Below are 14,204 nucleotides of genomic sequence, written 5' to 3' on the forward strand. Positions count from 1 at the left end.
GGATCACCGACGATCACCGGCGACGACGCCGGAGGAAGGACACGTCATGAGCACATCGGACTGCGGCGAAGCGGTCAACGACGTCGAGGGGACCGCGGAGGCCCATCGCACGCTCGTGGCCCTCATCAAGGCCGCCTTCCCCCACCAGAAGACGGTGCCCGACTCAGCGTACGAACGAGTCGCCGACACGGTCCTCTCCCAGGCCGAGGAGAGCGCCTGGCTGCGGGCGAAGGTCGCCCAGGGCCTGGACTCCCTGCAGGGCCTCGCCGACGGGCGCTTCCACGAGCTGCCCCAGGAGCAGGCCTACCTGATCCTGCTGCGCATCCAGCACACGACGTTCTTCGGCTTCATCCGCCAGACGGTCGTGGTGAACCTCTACGAGGACGAGGAGCTCTGGGAGGCCGTCGGCTACGAGGGGCCCTCGTTCGAGAAGGGCGGGTACATCGACCGCGGCTTCGACGACCTCGACTGGCTGCCCGACCCGCGCATCGAGGAGTACGACGGCGAGCCCCTGCAGGAGGTCGTCTCCGACCTGCCGACGGCGGCGTCCACCCGCAGCACGCGCGGTGCGGCCGTCCCCGCAGGACAGAGCAAGGCGCGCTCGACGCGCGTGGGATCCGGGAGGAAGAACTGATGACCAGCATCGACCACGACGCGAAGCCCGTCGTCATCGTCGGCTCCGGCGCCGGCGGCGGAACCCTCGCCTACGAGCTCACCAAGCAGGGCATCGAGTGCGTGCTCCTGGAGGCCGGACCCTACCTGCGCAACGAGGACTACATGAACCTCGAGTGGGAGGCCTTCAACCAGATGGCCTGGACCGACACCCGGACCACCTCGGGCTCCTGGCGGGTGGCGACGGACTTCCCGAACCTCCCCGCCTGGATCGTCAAGGCCGTCGGCGGCACCACCACCCACTGGTCGGGCGCGACCCCTCGCTTCAAGGCGCACGAGTTCTCGCCCCGCAGCACCTACGGCCGCATCGACGGCGCGAACCTGCTGGACTGGCCGATCACCCTCGAGGAGCTCGAGCCGTACTACACACGGGCCGAGGACGCGATCGGCTCCACCCACCGCGGCGGACGCAAGGCCCTGCCCGCGAACAACAACTACAAAGTGCTCGCGGCCGGAGCCGAGAAGCTCGGCATGAAGCACTACGCCACCGGCCCCTACGGCACCAACGCCGAGCCCTACGACGGCCGTCCCGCCTCCATCCAGGACGGCTTCAACTTCCAGGGCGACAAGAACCGCTCGAAGTGGTCGACGATGGTGCGGGAGATCCCGCGGGCCCTGGAGACCGGGAAGCTCGACCTGCGGCCCGACTCGCACGTCGCGCAGATCCTCCACGACCGCAGCGGACGCGTGGACGCGGTGCTCTACCTCGACTCCGAGGGCAAGCTGCACCGCCAGTGCGCCTCCGTGGTGTGCGTGGCGGGCAACTCGATCGAGACCCCGCGCCTGCTGCACATGAGCTCGTCCTCGATGTTCCCCGACGGACTCGCGAACTCCTCCGGGCAGGTGGGCCGCAACTACATGCGCCACCTCACCGGCAGCGTGTACGCGCAGTTCGACAAGCCCGTGCACATGTACCGCGGGGAGACCATGGCCGGGCTCGTCGCCGATCAGTCGGTGCACAACCCGGCCCGCGGCTTCGCGGGCGGCTACTACATCGAGACCATCTCCCTGGGGCCCGCCTTCATGGCGAGCTTCGTGGAGCCGGGCGCCTGGGGCCCGGAGTTCACCTCTCTGCTGGACGGGTACGAGAACACCGCCGGCTGCTGGATCGTGGGGGAGGACATGCCCCAGGAGTCCAACGCGATCACGCTGAACTCGACGGTCACCGATCAGCACGGCCTGCCGGTCGCGGACGTCCACTACGACGACCACGCCAACGACCTGGCCATGCGCGAGCACGCGTACTCCACGTCGCAGAAGCTCTACGACGCAGTGGGCGCGGTCTCCAGCCACCGCACCCCGCCCTATCCCTCGACGCACAACCTGGGCACCTGCCGCATGAGCGAGCGCCCCGAGGACGGCGTCGTGGACAAGTGGGGCAGGGCGCACGACGTGCCGAACCTGTTCATCTCCGACGGCTCGCAGTTCACGAGCGGCGCGGCGGCGAACCCGACGCTCACGATCGTCGCGCTCGCGATCCGCCAGGCCGAGTACCTCGCCGACGCCCTGAAGAAGGGCGAGGTCTGAGGGTGAGGCCACGTGAGCACGTGGCCACCTGGCCGCGTGGGCACGTGGCCACCGGGCCGCGTGGCCGATGAGAACGGTCGACGTGAGCCTCTGACCAGAGCGAGCGACGGGCCCGCGCCCCGGGAGGAATCCCGGGGCGCGGGCCCGTCGCTCGCTCTCCGTTCCCCGTGGCCGCTCGTCCGCGCCGAGATCACCGGCCCAGCATCAGCGGGACCAGGTAGGCGAGCGAGAACGCCTCGTAGAGGGCGCCGATCACGAGCAGGACGAGCGCCGGGAGCAGGAGCGTGCCGAGGGTGCGCAGCCCGCGCAGGTAGCCGTCGCGCCGGCGCTCGGCCCCGACGCTCGCAGGGCGCAGCCATGCCCTGCCCAGCACGAAGGCCCCCAGCATGACCAGCACGTAGGCCTGCACCTCGAGGAGCAGTGTCAGCGAGTGCGGGACGAGAGTCGTGCGCACGGTGGGGTCGACGGGGGCGAGGGAGGTGCCGATGGTCAGCGCGCGCACGGCGAAGATCGCGATGCCCGCGAAGGGCACGATGAGGGAGGGCACGGAGATCGAGGCGACGCCCACCGTCCCCACGTTGATCGCGAAGATGACCAGGGCGAACAGCAGGGGAGTGGCCATCAGCGAGCTCGCGAGGGCCGTCGATCCGTTGGAGTCCATGTCGGCCAGGCTCGCGGCGTTCAGCCCGGGGAAGAGCGCGCCGGCCGCCATGCCTGCGAGCACGAGGCCGTAGGCCAGGAGATTCAGCAGCAGGTAGGCGCGCCGGTGCTCCCGGATGATGTCGAGGACGGGGACGAAGGGGCTGTGCAGGGACCGCATGGTGCTTCCTCCTGGGGTGAGGGGGCCGGTTTCCGGCTCGGTCCCCTCACCCCAGACCATGTGGTCACCACAGGGTCAAGGAGGGGCCTGCGCCCCAGGAGAAGGCGTGCTCAGCTGAACTGGATGCCGCCGTCGACCAGGATCGTCTGGCCGGTGACGTAGTCCGAGTCCTCGCCGGAGAGGTAGGAGACCAGGCGCGCGATGTCGTCGGGCTCCGAGACGCGACCCAGATGGATGGTCTTCGCGTTCTCCGCGAGCGCCTCGCCGCGCTGCTGTCCGTTCTTCGCCGCGAGCTTCTCGTCGATGAGGTCCCACATGGCGGTGCCCACGATGCCGGGGCCGTAGGCGTTCACGGTGATGCCGTGCTCGGCCCACTCCATGGCCGCCGCCTGGGTGAGGCCGCGCACGGCCCACTTGGTCAGCGAGTAGGGGCCGAGGAAGGCGAACGGGCGGAAGGCCACGATCGAGGCGGCGCCGATGATCTTGCCGCCGTGGCCCTGGGCGACCATCTGCTTCGCGGCCTGGCGGTAGGAGTTGAAGACGCCCGTGATGTTCACGTCGAGGATCTTCTGGAAGTCCGCGGCGTCGTAGTCCAGGAGCTCCTTGACCTGCGCGATGCCGGCGTTGGCGACGAACACGTCGAGGTGTCCGCCGGCGGAGACCGCAGTCTGCACGAGCGCGGCCACCGAGTCCCCGTCGGAGACGTCCACGGTGGTGCCGGTCGCGGTGCCGCCGGCCTCGGTGATCGCGGCGACGGTCGCGTCGATGCCCTCCTGCATGCTCGGCAGGTCGGCGACGACGACGTGCAGGCCGTCGCGACCGAGGCGCTTCGCGATGCCTTCGCCGATGCCGCGGGCCGAGCCGGTCACGACGGCCACCTTCTGCCCGTCCGGTGCCTTCGCACGGGCCTTCTCCACGGTCGAGAGTTCCTGGGATCCGGTGCTGCTCATGGCGTCTCCTCATCGAGTCGTTCTCGGGGTCGGAGTCCGGAGGTCGGGCTCGGCGTGATCGGCCGGTCGACGGGCGGGCTCCTCGTGGCCTGCGACTCAGGTCACGCTCTCAGCAGACCAAGCGCGCGGACCGACCGGCAACGCGGGTTCTCGCGCCGCGAGAAGCGGACCAGAAGCGTGCGAGAAGCGTGCGAGAAGCGGGTGAGAAGCGAGCGAGAAGCGGGCGAGAAGCGGGCGCGAGGCGGGGAGAGAGGCGGTCGAGAAGCAGGCGAGACGCCGACTCCGACGGGCCGAGGGCCGACGGCCTACGTGCTGACGGCCTACGGGCCGGCGGGACTGTCAGGAGAGCAGCGGCACGACCCCGGGCCCCGCCATCGCGGGAACGCTCGCGAGCACCATCTCGTGCATCGCCGCGGCCGCCGCGCTCGCCTGCGCGTCACGGCGGAGTGCGAGGTTGACCGTCCGCTCGAGCGCCGGGCGGACCAGCCGGGCCGAGCGCAGGCCCGCCCGCCCGCGCACGACCATCGCGGGCACGACGGCGACGCCGATCCCGCGCTCGACGAAGCGCAGCACGGCGTCCATCTCCGCCCCCTCGACGGCGATCCGCGGGGTCAGGCCGTGGGCGGCGAAGGCCGCGTCGGTCGAGGCCCGCAGCTCGTAGGAGCGGTTGAAGGCGACCTGGGGGAGCGCGGCGAGCTCGGCGAGGGTGACCTCGTCCGGCAGCGTCGTCCCGTCGTGCAGGCGCTGCGCGCTCGCGACCACCACGAGCTCCTCGCGCAGCAGCGGGACCAGCCGCGCCTCGTCGGCCACGAGCCGGGCCCCGTCGGCCCCCGGGCGATCCTCGCGGGTCACGGTGAGGGCGAGATCGAGGTCGCCCGCCTCGAGGGCCTCGGCGAGGGTGTGGGCGCCGGCCTCGAGCACGTGCAGCTCGATCTCGGGATGGCGCGCGTGGAAGGCGGCGAGCACATCCGCCACGAGCGAGACGCACAGCGTGGGCGGGGCGCCGATGCGCACCAGCCCGCGGCGCAGGCCGGCGAGCTCGTCGAGGGTCCGACGGGCGGAGCGCTCATCGGCCAGGATCCGGCGGGCGATCGGCAGCAGCGCCTCGCCCGCCGCCGTGAGCGCGGCCCCGCCGCGGCCGCGGTCGAAGAGCGCCGCCCCGAGCTCCGCCTCGAGCCCCGCGATCTTCCGGGAGAACGAGGGCTGGGTGAGGAAGAGCTCCTCGGCAGCGCGCGTGAAGGTGCCCTGTCTCGCGGCGGCATCGAAGGCCTGCAGGTGATCGATCCTCATGGTGCCCACGGTATATGCGACTCACGTATCGAAGGCAGGTCAGAGTTGCATTAGCGCTATGGGAGCGGCGTCCGTAGCGTCGGCCGCATGAGCGATGACGCGACCACCCCCGAAGACCAGGCGCAGAGCGCGAACCCCACGGCACCTCCCACCCGACTGCTCTCGACCTCGGTCCTCGTGATCGGCACCGGCGGAGCCGGCCTGCGCGCCTCCATCGAGCTCGCCGAGCGCGGAGTCGAGGTCCTCGCCGTCGGCAAGCGGCGCACCCACGACGCGCACACGACGCTCGCCGCCGGCGGCATCAACGCGGCGCTGGGCACCATGGACCCCGAGGACTCCTGGCGCCAGCACGCCGCCGACACCCTGCGTGAGTCCTACTTCCTCGCCGACCCCGAGATCGTCGAGACCGTCACCCGCAGCGCCGCCCGCGGCATCGAGGACCTCGAGCGCTGGGGCATGCCCTTCGCCCGCGAGGCCGACGGCCGGCTCTCCCAGCGCTTCTTCGGCGCCCACACCTATCGCCGCACCTGCTACGCCGGCGACTACACGGGCCTCGAGATCCAGCGCACCCTCATGCGCCGCGCACGCGAGCTCGACGTGCCGATCATCGACACCGTCTACATCACCCGCCTGCTGGTCGCGGACGGCGCCGTGTTCGGCGCCTACGGCTTCGACATCGTCACCGGCCAGGAGGTGCAGATCGACGCCGACGCCGTGATCCTTGCGGCCGGCGGCCACACCCGCATCTGGCGGTACACCTCCTCGCGCCGCGACGAGAACACGGGCGACTCCTTCCGCCTCGCCGCGCTCGCCGGCGCCCGCATCCGCGACGCCGAGCTGGTCCAGTTCCATCCCTCCGGGCTGCTGTCCCCCGAGGACGCGGCGGGCACCCTCGTCTCCGAGGCGGCGCGCGGCGAGGGCGGCGTGCTGCGCAACGCGCGCGGCGAGCGCTTCATGGAGCGCTACGACCCGACGCGGAAGGAGCTCTCCACCCGCGACCGGGTAGCGCTCGCGAACTTCACCGAGATCGCCGAGGGCCGGGGCACGGAGAACGGCGGCGTGCTCCTGGACGTCTCGCACCTGCCGCGCGAGCAGATCCTCGAGCGGCTCCCGCGCGTCTACCGGACCCTCATCGACCTGCAGATGCTCGACATCACCACCACCCCCATCGAGGTCGCGCCCACCGCCCACTACTCGATGGGCGGGGTCTGGGTGCGCCCCGAGGACCACGGCACCGGGGTCGACGGGCTGTACGCGATCGGGGAGGCCTCCTCGGGACTGCACGGCGCGAATCGCCTGGGCGGGAACTCCCTCATCGAGCTGCTCGTCTACGGGAGGATCACCGGCGCCGAGGCCGCCCGGTACGCCCGGGCGCGCACGCGCATCGAGCGCGATCCGCGGGCCGTCGAGATCGCCCACGAGGAGATCCGCGCCTTCCTCACCGGCGACGGCATCGAGGTTCCGCGGCGCCTGCAGCGCGAGGTGCGCGACGTGATGAGCGCCCACGCGGGCGTGGTGCGCACCGAGGACGGGCTGCGCGAGGGCCTCGAGCGGATCCAGGAGCTCGAGACGCGGGCCCTCGAGGTCACCGCCCACCCCGACATCGCGGGCTTCGACGACCTCGCCCACGCCTTCGACCTGCTCGGCTCCCTGCTCGCCGCCCGTGCGACGCTCGAGTCCGCGATCGAGAGGCGCGAGACCCGCGGCTGCCACAACCGTGCGGACTTCCCGGAGCAGGATCCGCAGCTGCGCGGGAACATGGTGTGGAGCCCCGACAGCGGGGTGGTGTTCGAGCCGCTGCCCGAGGTGCCCGAGGATCTGCGCGATCTGGTCGAGGCTCCGGCCGACGACTCCTCGGAGGGCAAGCTCGTCGAGTGAGTCGAGATCCTCGCCGCCGCGGTCCGAGTCGCAGAGGGGCCCGTCACGGAACCATGCCGACGGCCCGTTCCACGGTGGAATCGATCAGGTGATCCTGGCGGGCAGGGGGGAGTCCGCGCAGGGCGCCGGAGGTCAGCAGCACGGAGAGTCCGTGGACGCTGGACCACAGGGCGACCGCGAGGTCGTCGACGGGTGCGCTCCCCGGTTCTCCGGCCGGCTGCTTCGCTTCCGCCTGCTCCTCGGCCGCCTGCGCCTCTGCCGGCTCGCCGGAGGCCTCGCGCACCAGGTCTCGCAGGAGGAGGAACGGGTCCGGCACCGGGTCCGTCCGGCGTGCGGCGGCACCGGCGTCCCGGGTCATCGAGGAGAGCATGCGGAAGCGGGAGGACTCGCGCAGCGCGAAGCGCACATAGGCGCGGCCGGCCGCGCGCAGGCGGTCGCGCGGGGGCGCGTCGCCCGCCAGCTCGTCGACCGCCCCCACGAGCGCGTGCTGGAGCGCTCCCAGCACCTCGTCCCCGACGGCCTCCATGAGCGCGTCCCTGCTCGCGAAGTGCCGGTACGCGGCGGACGGGGTGACCCCGGCGCGCCGCGCGGCCTCACGCAGGGTCACGGCGTCCGGGCCCTTCTCCCGCAGGAGCGCGAGCGACTCCTCCACGAGGGCGTCGTGGAGGCGGCCGTGGTGGTACGGGCGAGTGTTGACGTTGTTCACATCGGAAGTGTAGCGTCCGCGATGTGAACAACGTAGACATCATGGGGGTGCGGTGGTGGCAGTGCTGAGCGAGGCGACCGTCCTGGTGACGGGATTCGTGGGCTGCGCGGAGTTCTCCTCCGTGGCCTTCGTGCACCCGGTCGCACGGCGTCTGCCGCTCGAGAGCCGCGTGATCCTCGAGAAGGGACTGCTGCGCACGTTCGGGAGGGTGATGCCCGTGGGCATGACCCTTGCGCCGATCCTCGCCGGGCTGCTCGCGGCGCGCGAGGGCGGCGCCCTGCTCGTCGTCGCGAGCGCGGTGCTGGCCCTCGCCCTCCTCGTCACGATCCTGGGCAACGTGCCGGTCAACGTGCGCACGGGCAGGATCACGACGAGCACAGCCCCCGATGGCTTCGAGGCCATGCGCAGTCGCTGGGAGGTCCTGCAGGCGGTCCGCGGGAGCCTGCAGATCCTGGGATTCGTCCTCGTCGTGCTCGGGGTCGTCGGCCCGGCCTGACCCGCAGCCGCTGCGGTCCTCCGGCCGCGCTCAGGCGCCCCGCAGGTTCCGGCGCAGGATCTTGCCGCTCGAGGACTTCGGGATCGCGTCGATCATCACGACCTGCCGGACCTTCTTGTAGGGCGCGACGCGGCCCGCGACGAAGTCCATGACGTCCTGCTCCGTGAGCTCGGCGCCCTCCTGGAGGACGACGAAGGCCTTGGGGATCTCCTCGCCGGCCTCGTCCCGGCCGCCGACGACGGCGGCGTCGGCGATCTGCGGGTGGGCGAGCAGGGTCGCCTCGAGCTCGGCCGGCGCGACCTGGTAGCCCTTGTACTTGATGAGCTCCTTGAGGCGGTCGATGAGGGAGACCACGCCCTCCGCGCTCACGGTCGCGATGTCGCCGGTGTGCAGCCAGCCGTCCTCGTCGATCGTCAGCGACGTGGCCTGCTCGTTGTTGAGGTAGCCGACCATGACGTTGGGCCCCTTGCAGCACAGCTCCCCGGGCTCGCTCACGCCCGTGGCGGGCACCGGGATCTCCTCGCGCGTGGCCGGGTCCTGCAGCATGCACTCCATGTTCGGGACGGTGATCCCGACGCTGCTGAGCGGCAGGTCGTCCCTCCCGGCGGGGATCAGCTGCGAGACGGGGCTCATCTCGGTCATCCCGTAGCCCTGGCGCACCGAGCAGCCCAGGCGGCGGGCGACGGCGCCGCCGACCTCCCCGTCCAGCGGCGCGGCGCCGGAGAACACCGTGGTGACGGCCGAGAGGTCGAACTCGTCGACCAGCGGATGCTTGGCCAGGGCCACCGCGATCGGCGGGGCGATGAACACGAACGTGCAGCGCTGGTCCTGCACGATCCGCAGGAACTCCGGCAGGTCGAACCGCGGCATCGTCACCAGGGTCGCGCGCTGCAGGAGGGCGAGGTCCAGGAGCACCGTCATCCCGTAGATGTGGAAGAAGGGCAGCACGGCCAGGACGCGGTCCTCGGGCCCGACCCCCACGAGATCGGCCGACTGCGCGACGTTGGCGACGAGGTTGCGGTGGGTGAGCATCACGCCCTTGGGACGTCCCGTCGTGCCCGAGGAATAGGGGAGCACCGCGAGATGCGTCGACGGGTCCACGGACACCTCGGGAGCGGGGGCGCCCGAGGCGAGAAGGTCGGCGAGCGCCTCATGGCCCTCGGCGCCGTCGAGCACGATCACCCGCTCGGAGGCGATGCCCGCCGCTGCGGCGCCCTCCGTCGCGGCGGACAGCAGCGGGGAGACGGTCAGCAGCGTCCTCGCCCCCGAGTCCTCGAGCTGGGCGGCGACCTCATGGCCCGTGGCCAGGGCGTTCACCGTGGTCGCCGTGGCGCCGGCGCGCAGGATCCCGTGGAAGACGGCGACGAAGGCGGGCGAGTTCGGCGAGTGCAGGGCCACCACGTCCCCGACGCCGACGCCGCGCGCCGCGAGCGCGCCGGCGATCGCATCGACCTGGTCCCGCAGGGCGGCGTAGGTGGTCTCGGCCCCCGAGGCGCCGTCGACGACGGCGACCTTCTCGAGGTCCTCCGGGGAGAGAGAGGTGAACAGCAGGTCGTACAGCGTCAGATCGGGGATCTCGACGTCGGGGCGGGGGCTGCGGAACGGCATGGTGTCTCCTTCGACGACTCATCGCACGGACGGTGCGAGGAGTCTATGGGCGCACCCCTGCGCCCGGTGGGAGATCCCGGGGACGAGCCGCCGTCACGACCACTCGGAGGTGTGCTCCTTGAGCTGCCGGTAGGCGTCCATGACCTGGGGAGTGGGCTCCGCCGTGAGAGTGCGGCCGCCGGCGATCTCCCAGGCCGGCGGCTCCTGGTCGCCCGTGAGCGCCCACGCCGCCTGCCGGGCCGCGCCCAGCGCCACGTACTCGCCCTCCGGGGCGATCGTCACCTCGCGGCCGAAGACCGCCGGCGCGAGGCGGCGCACCGCCTCGTTCTGCGCGGCGCCGCCGATCAGCACGATCCGGCGCGCCCGGCCGCCCGGCAGCGAATCGCCCAGGAGGTCCTCGAGCGCCGAGATCCCGTCGGCCAGGGAGCACAGCAGACCCTCGACCGCGGCGCGGGCGATGTCCGCGCGCGTGGTCGCGGTCGACATGCCCTGGAGGGTGGCGCGGGCCGTCGGGCGGTTGGGCGTGCGCTCGCCGTCGAAGTACGGGAGCAGGGTGACGCCGCCTGCTCCGGGCTCCGAGGCCAGGGCCAGATCCGCGAGCCCCGCGAAGTCGACCTGCAACAGCTCGCGGGCGAAGTCGAGGATGCGGGCCGCATTGATCGTCGTGGCCATCGGCAGGAAGCGGCCCGTGGCGTCGGCGAATCCCGTGACGGTGCCCGAGGCGTCCGCGGGGCGAGCGTCGCTCACCATGGCGCACACCCCGGAGGTGCCGATCGAGACCGAGACGTCGCCGGGGCCGAGCGAGAGCCCGAGGGCGGCGGCCATGTTGTCGCCGGTGCCCGCGGCGATCGCCGCGCCGGAGGTGGTGCGGGCCATGACCTGCTGGGGCGCGGCCGGCAGCTCGGGGAGCGCGAGGTCGCGCCCGCCGGTCGCCAGGCGCAGGAGCTCATGGTCCCAGCCCTCCTCGCGGGTCGAGTAGTAGCCGGTCCCGGAGGCGTCCCCGCGGTCGGTGAAGAAGGCGTCGCCGCCCGCGGAGAGACGGCGGGAGACGAAGTCGTGCGGCAGGAGCACGCGCTCGGCCCGGTCCAGGGACGCGGGCTCGTTCTCGGCGACCCAGCGCAGCTTGGTCGCGGTGAGGGAGGCCACGGGCAGGGACCCGATGCGGTCGACGGTCGCGGCGGCGCCCCCGATGTCCTCGATCAGGGCGGCGGCCTGCGGGGCGGAGCGGGTGTCGTTCCACAGCAGCGCCGGGCGCACCACCTCGCCGGCCTCGTCGAGGAGCACCATGCCGTGCTGCTGGCCGCCCACGGAGACGGCGTCGGCCCTCTCGAGCAGCCCTTCGCAGGCCGTCTCGAGGGCGTCGATCCAGGCGCGGGGATCGACCTCCGTGCCTCCGGGATGGGGCGCGCGCTGCTCGGCGAGGACCTCGCCGCTCTCCGCGTCGACGAGGACGGCCTTGGTCGCCTGGGTCGAGGAATCGATGCCGAGCACGGCGGTGGGCATGGGGCCTCCAGGGAGCGCTGGTCGGGGAGCGGCACGCGGACGCGCCCCAGCTTACGGGGCGTGATGTCGCCCGCATCACGGCACGGACGGGGAACGCGTCGGCCGCGTGGAGCGTTCCTCCAGCAGACCCCCGCCGCGCCTCCAGGGGACGCCCATAGTGTGGCGGCGCGGGAACGCACCTCAGCCAGCACACCTCTCGAGGCCGACGAAGGAGAAGCCGTGGGACGCAGCGTCATGAACATCGTGAAGACAGCGCTGCTGTTCGGCGTGCTCTGGGGCGTCCTGCTCGCCGTCGGCTACATGCTGGGCGGGAACTTCATCTGGATCTTCGCGCTCATCGGCCTGGTCGGCACGTTCATCAGCTTCTGGAACTCCGACACCATCGCGATCCGCTCGATGCGCGCCCGCGAGGTGTCCGCGCAGGAGGCGCCCGGGCTCCACCGCATCGTGCGGGACCTCGCGGACCAGGCCGGGCAGCCCATGCCGCGCCTGTACATCTCACCCACCCAGCAGCCCAACGCCTTCGCGACCGGCCGCAGCCCGAAGCGCGCGGCCGTGTGCTGCACCGAGGGCATCCTGCAGCTGCTCGACGAGCGCGAGCTGCGCGGGGTGCTCGGCCACGAGCTCATGCACGTGTACAACCGCGACATCCTCACCAGCTCCGTCGCCGCGGGCGTCGCGGGTGTGATCACCTCGCTCGCGCAGATGGCGCTGTGGTTCGGCGGCGGGCGCGACCGCCAGGGCGGCGGCGGGATCATCGGCGCCCTGCTCGCGATGATCCTCGCGCCCCTCGCCGCGACCCTCATCCAGCTCGCGATCTCCCGCACGCGCGAGTACTCGGCGGACCACGACGGCGCCGAGCTCACCGGCGATCCGCTCGCCCTCGCCTCCGCGCTGCAGAAGATCTCCGGCGGCGTCGCCGCGCACCCGCTCCCGCAGGAGCAGGAGCTGCAGGACGCCGCGCACATGATGATCGCGAATCCCTTCCGCGGCGGGGGCATGGGCCAGCTGTTCTCGACCCACCCGCCCACGGAACAGCGCATCGCCCGCCTCCAGCGCCTCGCCCAGGAGATGGGCCGGGCCTGACGTGGAGTGCGGGCGTGCGGCACGCCCCGCTCTCACCCCTCGGGGACGGCCTCGCTCATCGCGCTGATCTGGAAGGTCGCGCCGGCCGGGTCGGCGACGGTCGCGATGCGGCCGAAGGGGGAGTCGACGGGACCGTCGAGCAGGCTCCCACCGAGCTCCTGCACCCGGGCGACGGCGGCGTCGGCCGCTTCGACGCCGAGGTAGATCCGCCAGCCGGTCGCCTCCTTCGGCATCACGCCCGTGGCGTCGCAGATGCCCCAGCCGTTCTTCCCCTCCGGGCCGTTGGTGACGTACCGGAAGGCATCGTCGTCCATCGACTCGCTCATCGGGACGAGGTCCGCGTCGACCACGCTGCGATAGAACGCGCAGGCGCCGTCGAAGTCGTGCGTCATCAGCTCGGACCAGACGGGCGAGCCCGGCGAGCCGGTGAAGTCGAAGCCCTCGAGCGTGCCCGCCTGCCAGAGGCCGACGCCCGCCTCCGTCGAGTCGAGGACCACGGCCATGCTGCCCTGGTCGCCCACGGGGTGGGGGCCGGAGACGATGATCCCGCCGTTCTCGGTGACGCGGCGGGCGCGGGCGTCGATGTCGTCGACGAGGAGGTACACGCTCCATGCCGCGGGCAGCGGGTCGCCCGCCGGGCAGGTCATACCCGTGACGTCCATGAGCCCGCCGACGAGAGCGCCGTCGTTGCGGATCAGGTGGTAGTGGTTGAAGTCCTCGCCCATGTCCTCGAACTCCCAGCCGAACAGGCCGGAGTAGAACGCGATGGCGGCCGGGACGTCGTGGACGCTGACGTCGAGCCAGGTGGTGCTTCCGATGCTGCGGGTCATGGTCTGCTCCTTCGTCCGAGTGGCAGGGGACGGGGCCGTTCCCTGCGCGAGCGCCCTGCCGGGGCGATCGGTGCGCTCACCACGCTAGATGCCCGCGAGCGGCGCGGTATGTCCGTTCCTGCGCGGTGCCGGTATCGTCCGGGCCATGGCCGACTGGTTCCGCAGCACCACATGGACGCCCGAGGATGCCGAGCAGTTCGAGCTGCGACTGGGCAGGGCCAGGCCCCACAACCGCGCCCAGTACCTGCGGATCCAGGGGGTGCATCTCGAGCGGGAGGGCCTGCGGACGCCTGCTCGCGAGCTCTGGCGGCGGGCCCTCGCACAGGGCGAGCCGGGCTCGCAGCGATCGGCGGCGATGGAGCACCTCGCAGGCTCCCTGCACGAGGACGATCCCGAGGAGGCCGAGCGCCTGCTGCGCGCGCTCCTCGAGGAGAATCCGCCTCTGCAGGGCACCAGCCAGCTCGCGCACGTGGAGCTCGCGGACCTGCTCGCCCAGCGCGGCACGCGCGCGGCGCTGCGTGAGGCGCGCTCCCTTCTGCGCGCCTCCGAGAGCCTGGGGTCCAGCGTGCCGATCCAGGACTTCCGGCGCGAGCTCGTGCGCGCCCGGGTCCATCACGCCGGGGGTCAGCGGCATCGCGCCGCGCAGGCGGCTCGCAGCGCGCTCGCGGCCGCCGGGCGGGAGACTCCTGCGGCGTCCGCGCCGGGCCTGGCGGTCCAGGACCTCGCTCCGGAGCTCGAGGCGTGGCTGCGGTCGGTCGCGGAGACCGGCTGCTCCGCCGGGCGGGAGGCCGACGAGCGAGCGCGCCGCGTCCCGTGGCGCCGGGGCTGACCGGCCGCG

General features: G+C 72.4%; 13 protein-coding genes. 6 read left to right on the forward strand and 7 right to left on the reverse strand.

Annotated features, from left to right (window positions below):
• The first annotated feature begins 46 nt into the window (after positions 1-46).
• Entirely contained in the window at positions 47-634 is a 588-nt protein-coding gene (locus tag MHY49_RS10250; RefSeq protein WP_152351889.1) for a hypothetical protein, read from the forward strand.
• Positions 634-2,199, forward strand: a complete 1,566-nt coding sequence (locus MHY49_RS10255; RefSeq protein ID WP_239203893.1) for a GMC family oxidoreductase — start codon at positions 634-636, stop codon at positions 2,197-2,199. Before MHY49_RS10250 ends, MHY49_RS10255 begins: the two co-directional genes overlap by 1 nt.
• Before the next feature lie 190 nt (positions 2,200-2,389).
• Here the strand turns inward: MHY49_RS10255 and MHY49_RS10260 are convergent, their stop codons facing one another.
• The 3 genes from MHY49_RS10260 to MHY49_RS10270 all read right to left on the reverse strand — a co-directional run bounded on the left by MHY49_RS10260 (position 2,390) and on the right by MHY49_RS10270 (position 5,259).
• A complete protein-coding gene (locus MHY49_RS10260) occupies positions 2,390-3,019 on the reverse strand; it encodes a stage II sporulation protein M (protein ID WP_239203894.1) in 630 nt (209 codons plus the stop codon).
• 110 nt (positions 3,020-3,129) lie between these two features.
• A complete protein-coding gene (locus MHY49_RS10265; RefSeq protein ID WP_239203895.1) occupies positions 3,130-3,969 on the reverse strand; it encodes an SDR family oxidoreductase in 840 nt (279 codons plus the stop codon).
• Between the two features lie 339 nt (positions 3,970-4,308).
• On the reverse strand, positions 4,309-5,259 hold the full coding sequence (locus MHY49_RS10270) for a LysR family transcriptional regulator (protein ID WP_239203896.1): 951 nt from the start codon (positions 5,257-5,259) through the stop codon (positions 4,309-4,311).
• A gap of 87 nt (positions 5,260-5,346) precedes the next feature.
• Here MHY49_RS10270 and MHY49_RS10275 point away from each other — a divergent pair, with 87 nt between their 5' ends.
• Positions 5,347-7,137, forward strand: coding sequence for an L-aspartate oxidase (locus MHY49_RS10275; RefSeq protein ID WP_239203897.1), 1,791 nt, complete (start codon positions 5,347-5,349; stop codon positions 7,135-7,137).
• Between the two features lie 43 nt (positions 7,138-7,180).
• Here MHY49_RS10275 and MHY49_RS10280 read toward each other — a convergent pair whose 3' ends face one another.
• The gene (locus MHY49_RS10280) at positions 7,181-7,843 is read right to left on the reverse strand and encodes a TetR/AcrR family transcriptional regulator (protein WP_239203898.1); all 663 of its coding nucleotides are present in this window, start codon (positions 7,841-7,843) and stop codon (positions 7,181-7,183) included.
• 55 nt (positions 7,844-7,898) lie between these two features.
• On the opposite strand from MHY49_RS10280, the gene MHY49_RS10285 reads away from it, so the two are divergent.
• Entirely contained in the window at positions 7,899-8,339 is a 441-nt protein-coding gene (locus tag MHY49_RS10285; protein WP_239203899.1) for an anthrone oxygenase family protein, read from the forward strand.
• 30 nt (positions 8,340-8,369) lie between these two features.
• On the opposite strand, the gene MHY49_RS10290 is transcribed toward MHY49_RS10285, so the two are convergent.
• Both MHY49_RS10290 and xylB read right to left on the reverse strand, forming a co-directional pair.
• Positions 8,370-9,947, reverse strand: coding sequence for an AMP-binding protein (locus MHY49_RS10290; protein WP_239203900.1), 1,578 nt, complete (start codon positions 9,945-9,947; stop codon positions 8,370-8,372).
• A 93-nt stretch (positions 9,948-10,040) separates the two neighbouring features.
• Positions 10,041-11,450, reverse strand: a complete 1,410-nt coding sequence (gene xylB, locus MHY49_RS10295) for a xylulokinase (protein WP_239203901.1) — start codon at positions 11,448-11,450, stop codon at positions 10,041-10,043.
• Between the two features lie 219 nt (positions 11,451-11,669).
• Between xylB and htpX the strand changes: the two genes are divergently transcribed.
• Positions 11,670-12,536 (forward strand): zinc metalloprotease HtpX, encoded by an 867-nt coding sequence (htpX, locus tag MHY49_RS10300; protein WP_370646098.1) that lies wholly within the window; start codon positions 11,670-11,672, stop codon positions 12,534-12,536.
• A gap of 32 nt (positions 12,537-12,568) precedes the next feature.
• On the opposite strand, the gene MHY49_RS10305 is transcribed toward htpX, so the two are convergent.
• The gene (locus tag MHY49_RS10305; protein WP_239203902.1) at positions 12,569-13,366 is read right to left on the reverse strand and encodes a VOC family protein; all 798 of its coding nucleotides are present in this window, start codon (positions 13,364-13,366) and stop codon (positions 12,569-12,571) included.
• A 145-nt stretch (positions 13,367-13,511) separates the two neighbouring features.
• On the opposite strand from MHY49_RS10305, the gene MHY49_RS10310 reads away from it, so the two are divergent.
• Positions 13,512-14,195 (forward strand): tetratricopeptide repeat protein, encoded by a 684-nt coding sequence (locus MHY49_RS10310; RefSeq protein ID WP_239203903.1) that lies wholly within the window; start codon positions 13,512-13,514, stop codon positions 14,193-14,195.
• The last annotated feature ends 9 nt before the right edge of the window (positions 14,196-14,204 follow it).

It is taken from the genome of Brachybacterium sp. ACRRE, assembly GCF_022346485.1.
Taxonomy (GTDB): Bacteria; Actinomycetota; Actinomycetes; order Actinomycetales; family Dermabacteraceae; genus Brachybacterium; species Brachybacterium halotolerans.

Bases quoted from the DNA above. Each gene is read 5' to 3' on its own strand.
- MHY49_RS10310 (WP_239203903.1), top strand. From the start codon at position 13,512: ATGGCCGACTGGTTCCGCAGCACCACATGGACGCCCGAGGATGCCGAG.
- MHY49_RS10270 (WP_239203896.1), bottom strand. From the start codon at position 5,259: ATGAGGATCGATCACCTGCAGGCCTTCGATGCCGCCGCGAGACAGGGC.
- MHY49_RS10260 (WP_239203894.1), bottom strand. From the start codon at position 3,019: ATGCGGTCCCTGCACAGCCCCTTCGTCCCCGTCCTCGACATCATCCGG.
- MHY49_RS10305 (WP_239203902.1), bottom strand. From the start codon at position 13,366: ATGACCCGCAGCATCGGAAGCACCACCTGGCTCGACGTCAGCGTCCAC.
- MHY49_RS10255 (WP_239203893.1), top strand. From the start codon at position 634: ATGACCAGCATCGACCACGACGCGAAGCCCGTCGTCATCGTCGGCTCC.
- MHY49_RS10265 (WP_239203895.1), bottom strand. From the start codon at position 3,969: ATGAGCAGCACCGGATCCCAGGAACTCTCGACCGTGGAGAAGGCCCGT.
- MHY49_RS10275 (WP_239203897.1), top strand. From the start codon at position 5,347: ATGAGCGATGACGCGACCACCCCCGAAGACCAGGCGCAGAGCGCGAAC.
- xylB (WP_239203901.1), bottom strand. From the start codon at position 11,450: ATGCCCACCGCCGTGCTCGGCATCGATTCCTCGACCCAGGCGACCAAG.
- MHY49_RS10250 (WP_152351889.1), top strand. From the start codon at position 47: ATGAGCACATCGGACTGCGGCGAAGCGGTCAACGACGTCGAGGGGACC.
- MHY49_RS10290 (WP_239203900.1), bottom strand. From the start codon at position 9,947: ATGCCGTTCCGCAGCCCCCGCCCCGACGTCGAGATCCCCGATCTGACG.